Source organism: Roseivivax lentus, from assembly GCF_900156805.1.
In the GTDB taxonomy this organism is placed as follows: domain Bacteria; phylum Pseudomonadota; class Alphaproteobacteria; order Rhodobacterales; family Rhodobacteraceae; genus Roseivivax; species Roseivivax lentus.
Genome location: NZ_FTOQ01000001.1, coordinates 495536 through 506704 on the forward strand (window position 1 = coordinate 495536; position 11169 = coordinate 506704).

At 68.8% G+C, this 11169-nt stretch carries 11 protein-coding genes; 8 read left to right on the top strand and 3 right to left on the bottom strand.

The window, feature by feature from the left end; genetic code table 11:
• Positions 1-34 precede the first annotated feature (34 nt).
• The 5 genes from BW990_RS02360 to BW990_RS02380 all read left to right on the top strand — a co-directional run bounded on the left by BW990_RS02360 (position 35) and on the right by BW990_RS02380 (position 5741).
• Positions 35-1174 (top strand): calcium-binding protein, encoded by a 1140-nt coding sequence (locus BW990_RS02360; protein ID WP_234990137.1) that lies wholly within the window; start codon positions 35-37, stop codon positions 1172-1174.
• Between the two features lie 434 nt (positions 1175-1608).
• Positions 1609-1878 (top strand): 30S ribosomal protein S15, encoded by a 270-nt coding sequence (gene rpsO / locus BW990_RS02365; protein WP_076444595.1) that lies wholly within the window; start codon positions 1609-1611, stop codon positions 1876-1878.
• A 94-nt stretch (positions 1879-1972) separates the two neighbouring features.
• Positions 1973-3082: a THUMP domain-containing class I SAM-dependent RNA methyltransferase gene (locus tag BW990_RS02370; protein ID WP_076444598.1), complete on the top strand. Its 1110-nt coding sequence runs from the start codon at positions 1973-1975 to the stop codon at positions 3080-3082.
• A gap of 169 nt (positions 3083-3251) precedes the next feature.
• Entirely contained in the window at positions 3252-5393 is a 2142-nt protein-coding gene (gene pnp, locus BW990_RS02375) for a polyribonucleotide nucleotidyltransferase (RefSeq protein ID WP_076444600.1), read from the top strand.
• A gap of 129 nt (positions 5394-5522) precedes the next feature.
• Positions 5523-5741 (top strand): hypothetical protein, encoded by a 219-nt coding sequence (locus BW990_RS02380; protein ID WP_076444602.1) that lies wholly within the window; start codon positions 5523-5525, stop codon positions 5739-5741.
• Positions 5742-5770: 29 nt separating this feature from the next.
• Here BW990_RS02380 and BW990_RS02385 read toward each other — a convergent pair whose 3' ends face one another.
• From BW990_RS02385 to BW990_RS02395, 3 genes are all read right to left on the bottom strand, one after another.
• On the bottom strand, positions 5771-6484 hold the full coding sequence (locus BW990_RS02385; RefSeq protein WP_076444604.1) for a hypothetical protein: 714 nt from the start codon (positions 6482-6484) through the stop codon (positions 5771-5773).
• A gap of 6 nt (positions 6485-6490) precedes the next feature.
• Complete coding sequence (locus tag BW990_RS02390) at positions 6491-7486, bottom strand: fatty acid desaturase (protein WP_076444606.1); 996 nt, start codon at positions 7484-7486, stop codon at positions 6491-6493.
• Between the two features lie 307 nt (positions 7487-7793).
• Entirely contained in the window at positions 7794-8480 is a 687-nt protein-coding gene (locus BW990_RS02395) for a response regulator transcription factor (protein WP_076444608.1), read from the bottom strand.
• A 119-nt stretch (positions 8481-8599) separates the two neighbouring features.
• On the opposite strand from BW990_RS02395, the gene ribA reads away from it, so the two are divergent.
• The 3 genes from ribA to BW990_RS02410 all read left to right on the top strand — a co-directional run bounded on the left by ribA (position 8600) and on the right by BW990_RS02410 (position 11119).
• Positions 8600-9697, top strand: a complete 1098-nt coding sequence (ribA, locus tag BW990_RS02400; RefSeq protein ID WP_076444610.1) for a GTP cyclohydrolase II — start codon at positions 8600-8602, stop codon at positions 9695-9697.
• A 328-nt stretch (positions 9698-10025) separates the two neighbouring features.
• Positions 10026-10541, top strand: coding sequence for a L,D-transpeptidase family protein (locus tag BW990_RS02405; protein WP_076444612.1), 516 nt, complete (start codon positions 10026-10028; stop codon positions 10539-10541).
• Entirely contained in the window at positions 10538-11119 is a 582-nt protein-coding gene (locus tag BW990_RS02410; RefSeq protein WP_076444614.1) for a uracil-DNA glycosylase family protein, read from the top strand. The genes BW990_RS02405 and BW990_RS02410 overlap by 4 nt, the downstream gene beginning before the upstream one ends.
• The last annotated feature ends 50 nt before the right edge of the window (positions 11120-11169 follow it).

The window sequence follows — 11169 nt, forward strand, 5'->3', positions numbered from 1 at the left end:
TGCCGCCGTGGGACATACTTCGCGCCTGCCCGACATGGCAGGGATGTTGGAGGGCGGGATGCTCTTTCTTGCAGGTCTCATGGGTGCGATGGTCGTCGGATCCGTGGCGATCCTCTCGGTCGTGCCCGATGACACCGGCGCCGACGAGGATGACGGCTTCGACGCCGCCGACGCGCCCGAAGACGCCATCGGCACCGAGTCGCAAGACGCGGCCGGGACGCAGATCCTCGAAGCGGCGGCGCAAAGCCTCACGCTCTCGCCCGAAGGCGGCCTGATCACCGTGGGCTCGCCCGATGCCGACATGATCTCCGGCACCGATGTCACCGACCAGGTATCCGGCAGCGCGGGCGACGACACCCTGTCCGGCCTCGGCGGCGACGACGAGCTTCACGGCGATGCGGGCGATGAGGATATCTCGGGCGGCACCGGGCAGGACACGCTGCATGGCGAGGCGGGCGCGGATCGCCTCGACGGCGGCGCAGGGGACGATTCGCTCTTCGGGCACGATGGCGACGACGCGCTCTTCGGCGCCGACGGGGCCGACAGCCTCGAAGGCGGTCTGGGCGACGATGCCCTCTCCGGCGGGGCCGGCGACGACGCGCTGCATGGCCGCGAAGGCGCGGACACGCTGACGGGCGATGCCGGGTCCGACACGCTCTTCGGCGGCGATGGCGACGACCTCGTCTCGGGCGTCGACTGGCCGGCCGTCCTGTCGGGCATCGCGGCGAACCCGGCGGCGGCGACCGGAACCGGCGCGGATGATACGGATGATACGGTGGACGACGATGCGGGGGATGCGTCCGACGACGCGCCCGCGGATGCCGATTTCGTCAATGGCGGCGCGGGCGCGGACACGCTGATCCTCGGCGACGGCGATACCGGCGACGGGGGCACCGGTGCGGACAGCTTCGTGACCGGCCACTGGATCGGCGCCGAGGGCGCATCCATCGCGGATTTCACCCCGTCCGAGGATCGCATGATCGTGGTCTATGACGACGCGGACGGCCCGCCCGACGACATCGCCTACGCGCCCCATCCCGACCAGACCGGGCAGGTCCTGCTGATGGTTGGCGACCAAGTCCTCGCCACGCTGAGCGAGGAGGACGCGCCGCCGCTCGGCGATATCGTCCTGATCGCGGCCAGCGAAGCGGCCCAGGTGCTCACCGCCGCCTGACCGCCGCCGCGCCGCATCGCTTGTTCGGGTCATTCAACCGAACTCCTCCGCGGGAGCTCCCACACCCAAGCTGCGCCGGGCCTTGGCCGCGGATGTCCCGTGCGGAAGCCCCGTATAGGCCACTCCGACGAGCCCCACCCCGGGTCACACCCGCCTACAAATGCCGCCTGCACCCCGAGCCGAGGATCGCCGCGACAGGCCTCCGAGCCCGACCGCACCGCGCGGCCCGCGCCTCAGAGCACCCCGCAGCCGCACAAGGCCGCCCTGTCCCGACCCGGCCCAAGCACCCGCCCCGCACCTTTGGTCTTTCCAACCCGCCGGAATCACCCTATACGCCCGCAATCCGCGCGCTCCCGGCGCCGGACCCCCTCCAACGGCCTTGCTGGACGACATCCCGGCTCGCGCCTTCACACCAACACCCAAAGGAGACCCCGATGTCGATTACCGCCGAGACCAAGCAGCAGGTCATGAAGGACTACGCCACCGCCGAAGGCGACACCGGTTCGCCGGAAGTCCAGGTCGCGATCCTCACGACCCGCATCACCGCGCTGACCGAGCACTTCAAGACCCACAAGAAGGACAACCATTCCCGCCGTGGTCTGCTGAAGCTCGTCGCCCAGCGCCGCAAGCTGCTCGACTACCTCAAGTCGCGCGACGAAGCGCGCTACAAGACCCTGATCGGCAAGCTCGGCATCCGCCGCTGAGCCACGGGCACCGGAATTCGCGAAAGGCCGTCTTCTCCGCGAAGGCGGCCTTTTTGCGTTGCGCGTGCCCTCTCCGCCGGACTAAGCCCGCGCCATGAAATCCCCCCTCGACATCTTCCTCATCACCGCCCCGGGGCTCGAGCATTTCCTCGGCGAGGAGGCGCGCGCGGCGGGCTTCACGGTGACCCGGATCATCCCCGGCGGCGTGTCGCTCAAGGGTGGCTGGCCCGAGGTCTGGCGCGCCAATCTCGAACTGCGCGGCGCGACCCGCGTGCTGGTGCGCATGGCGGAGTTTCCCGCCCATCACCTCAGCCAGCTCGACAAGCGCGCGCGCAAACTGCCCTGGTCCGACTGGCTGCGCGCCGATGTGCCCGTCCGGGTCGAGGCCACCAGCCGCAAGTCGAAGATCTACCATGCGGGCGCTGCGAAGGAACGCATCGAGACCGCGCTCAAGGCGACGCTCGGCGCCGAGATCGCCGAGGACGCCCCGGTCACGGTCAAGCTGCGGATCGAGGACGATCTCTGCACGCTTTCGGTCGACACCTCTGGCGCCTCGCTGCACAAGCGCGGCCTGAAGGAGCAGGTCAACAAGGCACCCCTGCGCGAAACGCTGGCCAGCCTGTTCCTGCGCGCGGCGGGTTTCGACGGGGCCGAGCCGGTAGCCGACCCGATGTGCGGCTCGGGCACCTTCGTGATCGAGGCGGCGGAGCGCGCCGCGGGTCTCCTGCCGGGCCGCGCCCGCGGCTTCGCCTTCGAACATCTCGCCACCTTCGATCCCGGCGCCTGCGAGGCCGCGCGACCAGCGCGAAGGAGCGGCCCCCCGCCGGGTCTGCGCTTTGCGGGCTCCGACCGCGATCAGGGCGCGGTCGCCATGAGCCGCGCCAATGCCGAACGCGCCGGCGTGGCCGCATTCTGCAGCTTCGCCTGCCATCCCGTGACCGAGGCGGCCCCGCCCGACGGCCCGCCGGGCCTCGTCATCGTGAACCCGCCCTACGGGCTCCGGATCGGTGCGAAATCCCCGCTATTCGGTCTCTACGCCGCCTTCGGCGCGCGGATGATCGCGGCCTTTCCGGGCTGGCGGGTGGCCATGGTCACCTCCGAGGCCAAGCTCGCCCGCGCCGCCGGCCTGCCCTGGCGCAAACCGGGCGCGATCGTCGATCACGGCGGCACCAAGGTGCGGCTGTGGCAAACCGGCCCGCTCTGAGTCGCGCCCTTTCCAAATCGCCAATTCTCGTGTAGGGCCGTCGCTATCTGAGACGTGACGCCCAGAGCCCCCGGGCCATGCAATAGGATAGGGGGCGGCGGCAATGGGGCCGCCATTCAAATCGGAGACCCGGGATACGCTCGGGAGTGCTCCGCCATAGGATACGATGATGTTCAATACGACGACGAAAAGCATGCAGTGGGGCGAGGAAACGCTCACACTGGAAACGGGCAAGGTTGCCCGTCAGGCCGACGGTTCGGTGATCGCCACGCTGGGCGAAACCTCCGTGATGGCCAACGTGACCTTCGCCAAGAAGGCGAAGGAGGGGCAGGACTTCTTCCCGCTCACCGTCCATTACCAGGAAAAATACTACGCCGCCGGCAAGGTGCCGGGCGGCTTCTTCAAGCGCGAGGCCCGTCCGACCGAGAAGGAAACGCTGACCGCGCGCCTGATCGACCGTCCGATCCGCCCGCTCTTCGTCCCGGGCTTCAAGAACGAAGTGCTCGTGATGTGCACCGTTCTGTCCCATGACCTCGTCAACGATCCGGACATCGTGGCGATGATCGCGGCCTCCGCTGCGCTGACCATCTCGGGCGCGCCCTTCATGGGCCCGATCGCGGGCTGCCGCGTCGGCTACGAGGGTGGCGAATACATCCTCAACCCCGAGGTCGAGGACATGCAGGGCCTGCGCAACAACCCCGACCAGCGCCTCGATCTCGTGGTCGCGGGCACCCGCGACGCGGTGATGATGGTCGAATCCGAAGCCTACGAGCTGACCGAGGAAGAGATGCTGGGCGCGGTGACCTTCGCCCATGAGCAGCTCAAGCCGGTCGTCGACCTGATCGTGGCCCTCGCCGAGGATGCCGCGAAAGAGCCCTTCGACTTCCAGCCGCCCGATTACGCGAACCTCTATGCCCGGGTCAAAGAACTGGGCGAGGTCGAGATGCGCGACGCCTACGCCATCACCGACAAGCAGGAGCGCACCGCTGCGGTCTCTGCGGCGAAGGACGGCATCAAGGAGCGTCTCACCGAGGAAGAGCAGGCGGATCCGAACCTCGGCTCCGCGCTGAAGAAGCTCGAATCGACGGTTCTGCGCGCCGACGTGGTCAAGAATTCGCGCCGCATCGACGGCCGCGCGCTCGATCAGGTCCGGTCCATCGTGTCCGAGACGGGCATCCTGCCCCGGACGCACGGCTCGGCGCTCTTCACGCGCGGCGAGACGCAGGCGCTCGTGGTCACGACGCTCGGCACCGGCGACGACGAGCAGATGGTCGACGCGCTGCACGGCACCTATCGTTCCAACTTCCTGCTGCATTACAACTTCCCGCCCTATTCGGTCGGCGAAGCGGGTCGCGTGGGCCCTCCGGGACGGCGTGAGATCGGCCACGGCAAGCTTGCCTGGCGCGCGCTTCAGGCGGTGCTTCCGGCGGCGACGGACTTCCCCTACACGATCCGTCTCGTCTCCGAGATCACCGAGTCGAACGGCTCGTCCTCGATGGCTTCCGTCTGCGGCGGCTCGCTGTCGATGATGGATGCGGGTGTGCCGCTCAAGTCGGCGGTGGCCGGTGTGGCCATGGGCCTCGTGCTGGAGGAGGACGGCGATTACGCCATCCTGACCGACATCCTGGGCGACGAGGATCACCTCGGCGACATGGACTTCAAGGTCGCCGGCACCGAGAACGGCATCACGTCCCTGCAGATGGACATCAAGGTCGCCGGCATCACGCCCGAGATCATGCAAAAGGCCCTCGCCCAGGCGAAGGAAGGCCGGATGCATATCCTCGGCGAGATGAACAAGGCCCTGTCCTCGGCCGGCGAGTTCTCCGAGCACGCGCCGCGCATCGAGACCATGCAGATCCCCACCGACAAGATCCGCGAAGTGATCGGCTCGGGCGGCAAGGTGATCCGCGAGATCGTGGAAGTGTCGGGTGCCAAGGTCGACATCAACGACGAGGGCATCATCAAGATCGCCTCGCCGAACGGCGACGCCATCCAGAAGGCCTACGACATGATCTACTCGATCGTGGCGGAGCCGGAAGAGGGCAAGATCTACAAGGGCAAGGTCGTGAAGATCGTCGATTTCGGCGCCTTCGTGAACTTCTTCGGCAAGCGTGACGGCCTCGTGCACGTCTCCCAGATCGAGAACCGCCGCCTGAACCATCCTTCGGACGTTCTGAAGGAAGGCCAGGAGGTCTGGGTCAAGCTTCTGGGCTTCGACGATCGCGGCAAGGTGCGCCTGTCGATGAAGGTCGTCGACCAGGAAACGGGCGAGGAAGCCCAGCCCGAAGCGGCCAAGGAAGACGCGGAATAATCCCGCCTTCATTGTGAATGCCGAAAGGCCCCGGGTGATCGCCCGGGGCCTTTTGCTGTCCGCTGGCCGCAATGCCCTAGTGGCGCGGGCTTCGCCTGGACCGCCTATAACGATGCCGAGCACCGCAAAATGAGTGACCATGACCGCCCGACCGTCCTGTCACGGATCAGCACCGGCACCCGCGTCGGCCTCATCCTCGCGGGGGCGGCGGCGCTCGCCATGGTGATGACCGGCATCGACTGGCGCCTCTGCGCCGCCGCATGGCCGCTGGGGGGCCTCCTCGTCCTGAGATCCTCCATGATGCGCGAGACGCCCATCTCGCCCGATCCCGACGCGGTGCCGGCCTGACCGCGCCCCGGGGCTCTGGCGCCGGGCGCTTACCCGCCCGCAGGCCGCCCCAGCACCACATAGAGCCTGCGCCAAAGGATGCGGCGCATCTCGACCGTGACGGGCCGCGACACTGGCCGGTCCGCCACCAGTCCCAGATGCAGATCGTACCGCGCGGGCGCGCCGGGCGGATGGGTGGCAATGCCCTCCGCCGCGTAGATCACCGGCTCACTCAGGATGTCGCCCCGGCCGCAGCGGATCTCGACGAAACCCGTCTCGTCTTGCGCCCAGGCCATGCGCAGATAGACCCGCCGCCACTGGCCGAAAACCTCCGGCGGAAGGCAGACCCGGCCGAACGCCGTCAGCCCGCGGTCCCGGTCGAGCGTCATGTCGATCAGCAGCGGCCCGCCGCGCCCGGCACGAAAGCGCGCGACCGACAGGCCCGGCCCGCGATGCGCGAAGTCCCGCGGCACCCGTATCTCGAAGCCGATCATGGTCTGGTGGCCGGGCTGCCATGCCTCGCCCGTCGCGATGGCCGACCGCGCGCAGCCGGGGCCCGGGCTGCAGCCCCCGGGCGTCAGGGCGAAGCGCAGCGCCTCCGCGCCCCGCTCGGGCCGGCGGGAAGAGGCGGGCTCGATGAAGTAGCGCTCATGGACATAATCCGGCAGGGGCGGTGCTTCGGATGCGGGCTGGCTCAGCCCCGTGGGCGGGGCGCAGGCACCGCAGAGCGACAGCGCAAAGGCCAGGGCCCATGCGCGTGCCATGGCCGCTCACTCCGCCGGCAGCCCCATCGCGCCACGCGACAGGGGCGGGAAGGGCACCATCCGGCCATGCTCCTCGTCATAGAGCTTCCAGCGCAGACAGCGCAGGCCGTCCCAAAGCCCGATCCGGGTCGATGAGATCAGCCCCGCATCCTCCAGCGCGCGATGCGCGGCCCTGAGCTTGTAGCCGGGGATCTTGGCATTGAGGTGATGCAGGTCGTGATAGCCGATATTCATCATCGCCAGATCGAAGACCGGCCCGAGATCCAGCACCGCCGAGCCCTTCAGCGCGGCGGTCTCGAAGTCGAGATCCGGCTTCACGCCCCAGTGCACGGTTTCGAAATTGTGCAGGATGTAGGGGATCAGCCCGCCGAAGAAGGTGGCGATGTAGACGATGCCGTAGAAGACGCCGATCCCCGCCCAGCCGGTCCAGACCCAGACCGCCCAGAGATAGGCAAAAAGCATCGCGTTGTGCAGAACGAGGTCCCAGAGGCCGGTCTTCAGCCCGTAAAGCGGCACCCGCCGCAGCACCGCGTAAAGCAGGAACGGCCCGATCACCACGAGGATCAGCGGCGAGCGATAGATGCGGTACCGGATCTTCTGGCCGAGGGGCGCTGCCTCGTATTCGCGCAGCGTCATCACGTCGATCTCGAAGGCGTCGCGCCGGTCGAGATCGCCGACATGGGCGTGATGCAGGTTGTGCTTGTAGCGGGTGGCCTGGAACGGCGTCATCGCGATGGGCGACAGCAGCGTGCCCACCACGTCATTGGCCATCCGCCCGGTGAAGAACGACCGGTGCAGGCAATCGTGCTGGATCATGTAGAGCCTGAGGCCCATCGTGGCGGCAAAGGCCATGGCGGGGATCATCACCCACCAATGGCCGATGAAGCCCAGCGCCACGATCATGCCCATGGCATAGAGCGCAAAGCTGATCGCCAGTTCCCACCAGGCCCGCGCGTCGTCGGGCGTCGCGAAATCGCGCGACATCTTGCGGATCGCAGACATGTCAGTTCCCCGCGGCCTTTGCCTGCCGGGTCCCGACCGGCATCACGCCAAGCCTAAGCGCCGGATCCGCGTGGTGGAAAGATTTACTTTGGATACGCCTTATGCCGCGCCCCCGCGCCTGCCAGGATCGCATGCCGCCCGCGCGCCGCGCCACAGCCGTAACCGGCACGTAAGCGGGCAAAAAAATACCCGGGCACGGCGGCCCGGGCTAGTCCAACAGGGAGGTGCATGTGAGGTCCCGCACATGCAACGGGTAAGACCTGAACCCGGAGCCGACCTCCCGGTTCCCGCATGACGCGAAAAAAAATCAGGACATCAGCCGGTAGCCGCCGCTTTCGGTGACCAGCAACTGCGCGTTCGAGGGATCGGGCTCGATCTTCTGGCGCAGCCGGTAGATATGCGTCTCGAGCGTGTGGGTCGTGACGCCGGCATTGTAGCCCCAGACCTCGTGCAGCAGCACGTCGCGCGGCACGACGCCATCGGGGGCGCGGTACAGGAACTTCAGGATGTTGGTTTCCTTCTCGGTCAGGCGGATCTTCCGATCCGACTCGTCCACCAGCACCTTCATCGAGGGCCGGAAGGAATAGGGGCCAAGCTGGAAGATCGCGTCCTCCGATTGCTCGTGCTGGCGCAACTGCGCGCGGATGCGCGCCAGCAGGACCGGGAACTTGAAGGGCTTGGTGACGTAATCGTTCGCCCCCGAATCGAGCCCGAGGATGGTGTCGGCGTCGGAATCGTGGCCGGTCAGCATCATCACCGGCGCCTTGACGCCCTGCTTGCGCATCAGCTTGCACAGCTCGCGCCCGTCGGTATCCGGCAGGCCCACATCGAGGATCACCAGGTCGTGGTGCATCTCCTTGGCCTTGCGCATCGCCGAGGCGCCGTCTTCGGCTTCGAACACCTCGAAATCCTCGGTCAGGACGAGCTGCTCCGCCAGCGCTTCGCGCAGGTCCTCGTCGTCGTCGACCAGCAGGATGTTCTTGAGTTGCGCCATGTCGGTTCCTCCGTTTCTCGTGACAGAAATGTGAGCGCCGGGTGGGCGCGGCAAGTTTTGCTGCAATTCTCTCACGGCGTCGTGTAAACGGCCCAGTATTGTTACAATATTGTAAGCTGATGACCGCCAATACCGCCTTCTCGCCCGACCTGACCGAAACCATCGCCCGCGCCCGCGGCGATCTGCGCATGGGCGTGCCCGTCGTGCTGGCGGGCAGGGCGGAGGGCGCGGCACTCGTCCTCGCCGCCGAGACGCTCAGCGAGGGGCGGCTCGCTGCCGTGCAGGCGATGGCGCTGCCGGTCGATCTCGCGCTGACCGGGCGGCGCGCGGCCACCCTGCGCGCCCGCGCTTACGATGGCGATATCGCGCGGGTGGTGCTGCCGGAGGGCGCGGGACTCTCCTGGGTGCGCGGCCTCGCCGATCCCGCCGACGACCTCGCGCAGCCGATGAAGGGCCCGCTCCGCACCCGGCGCGAGGGCGGCTGCGCGCTGCACCGGCTGGCGCTGGTTCTGGTGAAATCCGCGCGCCTCCTGCCCGCCGCGCTTGTCGTGCCGCTGGGCGACCTGCCGCCGCCGCCGGGGCTGACCCGGATCGACGCCGATGCCGCCGCGCCGCACCTGTCGGAACTGGCGCCGCTGCACCATGTGGTGAGCGCCCGCGTGCCGCTTCGCCATGCCGAGGCCGCGCGCCTGCACGTCTTCCGCCCCGATGACGGATCGGAGGAGCATTACGCCGTCGAGGTGGGCCGCCCCGACCGCGACGCCCCGGTGCTGGCGCGGCTGCACTCGGCCTGTTTCACCGGCGACCTTCTGGGCTCGCTCAAATGCGATTGCGGCCCGCAGCTCAACGCCGCGCTGGCGCAGATGGGCGCCGAGGGGCAGGGTGTGCTGCTCTATCTCAACCAGGAAGGGCGCGGCATCGGGCTCGCCAACAAGATGCGCGCCTATGCGCTGCAGGATCAGGGCTTCGACACGGTCGAGGCCAATCACCGGCTGGGCTTCGAGGATGACGAACGCGATTTCCGCCTCGGCGCGCAGATGCTGCGCAGCCTCGGCTTCGGCGCGGTGCGGCTTCTGACCAACAACCCCGCGAAGATCGCACGGATGGCGGGCGAGGGCATCAAGGTCACCGACCGGGTCGCGCTGAAAGTCGGCGAGACCCGTTTCAACGCGCATTACCTCGCGACCAAGGCGAAGAAATCGGGGCATTTGCTGTAAGCCGCGCGCAAGGCTGGCCGCGCCCCGGGCGCTCGCAGGCCCCCAACGGCCATGGCACACCCGGAGCCCTGTACCGACCTCCCTGCCCCTGCCCGATCTCGCGCAAAAGCGCGCGCCGCCCCTCCACCTATCGGCCCCCTCGCGCCACGCAGCCGCACCCACCCGCGAAACCCACCTCACCACAGAGGCGCCCTGTCACGATCGGACCGGAAATACCTCCGGGGAGCGCGAGGGGCAGGGCCCCTCGCTTCCGCCCCCGGGCCCGCCGCGCCGTCTGGACCGCGCCCCCCGCATTGACCCCGCGCGCCGCCGCGATAACACTCCCGTCATGCAGCACCGCCCCACCGACATGGTCCTCACCCCCACCGGCCTGCGCTTTGCCGGGCGCCGGTTCCCGGTCACCATCGGCCGCGGCGGCGTGCGTTCGGACAAGCGCGAAGGCGACGGCGCGACGCCCGCGGGCACGCATCGCATCGTCGGCATGCTCTACCGGCCCGACCGCCTCGCGCGGCCCGCCGACTGGGCGCTGCCGATCCGCCCCGGCGATCTCTGGTCCGACGATCCGGCCGACGAGGCCTACAACACCATGGTCCGCGCGCCCTATGCGCCGAGCCACGAATGCCTGCGCCGCGCCGATCCGCTTTATGACATCGTGATCCTGACGGACTGGAACTGGCCGCGCGCGGAATACCGGCGCGGCTCGGCGATCTTCCTGCACGCTCAGCGCCGCCCGGGCTATCCCACCGCGGGCTGCGTGGCCTTCCGGCCCGAAGACCTGCGCTGGATCGCCCCGCGCATCCGCTACGAGACCCGGCTCATCGTGCCCGAGACGCAGGCGCGGTGACGCTCGCCCGCGACATCCGCGCCTGCAGGCTCTGCGCCGACCGCTTCGCCGCTACCCGCACGGCCCATGCGCCGCGCCCGGTCACTTGGTTCGCGCCCGAAGCGCGCATCCTGATCGCCGGGCAGGCGCCTGGGGCGCGGGTACATGCCTCCGGCAAGCCCTTCGACGATCCCTCGGGCGACCGGCTGCGCGACTGGCTGGGCCTCGATCCGGAGACCTTCTACGACACGCGCCGCATCGCCATCGTGCCCATGGCCTTCTGCTTTCCGGGCTATGACGCCAAGGGCGCCGACCTGCCGCCTCCCCCCATCTGCCGGGCGACCTGGCACGACAGGGTGATGCAGGCGCTGCCCGGCCTGCGCCTCAGGGTGGTGATCGGCGGCTATGCCCATCGCTACCATCTCGGCACGCGGGCGGGCGTGACTGACAACGTGGCCGCCTGGCGCGACCACGCCCCGGGCACCATTCCGCTGCCGCATCCCTCCTGGCGCAATACCGGCTGGCTGAAGAAGCATCCGTGGTTCGAGGCCGATCTGCTGCCCGAGCTGCGCGCCCGGGTGGCCGAGGCGCTGGGGTAGGGTTTCCCGTGCTTGCCTGAAACCCGGGCGCGTGCCAGCATCGGGCCATT

Coding starts and splice junctions, on each gene's coding strand:
- BW990_RS02360 (WP_234990137.1), top strand. CDS start 35: ATGGCAGGGATGTTGGAGGGCGGGATGCTCTTTCTTGCAGGTCTCATG.
- rpsO (WP_076444595.1), top strand. CDS start 1,609: ATGTCGATTACCGCCGAGACCAAGCAGCAGGTCATGAAGGACTACGCC.
- BW990_RS02370 (WP_076444598.1), top strand. CDS start 1,973: ATGAAATCCCCCCTCGACATCTTCCTCATCACCGCCCCGGGGCTCGAG.
- pnp (WP_076444600.1), top strand. CDS start 3,252: ATGTTCAATACGACGACGAAAAGCATGCAGTGGGGCGAGGAAACGCTC.
- BW990_RS02380 (WP_076444602.1), top strand. CDS start 5,523: ATGAGTGACCATGACCGCCCGACCGTCCTGTCACGGATCAGCACCGGC.
- BW990_RS02385 (WP_076444604.1), bottom strand. CDS start 6,484: ATGGCACGCGCATGGGCCCTGGCCTTTGCGCTGTCGCTCTGCGGTGCC.
- BW990_RS02390 (WP_076444606.1), bottom strand. CDS start 7,486: ATGTCTGCGATCCGCAAGATGTCGCGCGATTTCGCGACGCCCGACGAC.
- BW990_RS02395 (WP_076444608.1), bottom strand. CDS start 8,480: ATGGCGCAACTCAAGAACATCCTGCTGGTCGACGACGACGAGGACCTG.
- ribA (WP_076444610.1), top strand. CDS start 8,600: ATGACCGCCAATACCGCCTTCTCGCCCGACCTGACCGAAACCATCGCC.
- BW990_RS02405 (WP_076444612.1), top strand. CDS start 10,026: ATGCAGCACCGCCCCACCGACATGGTCCTCACCCCCACCGGCCTGCGC.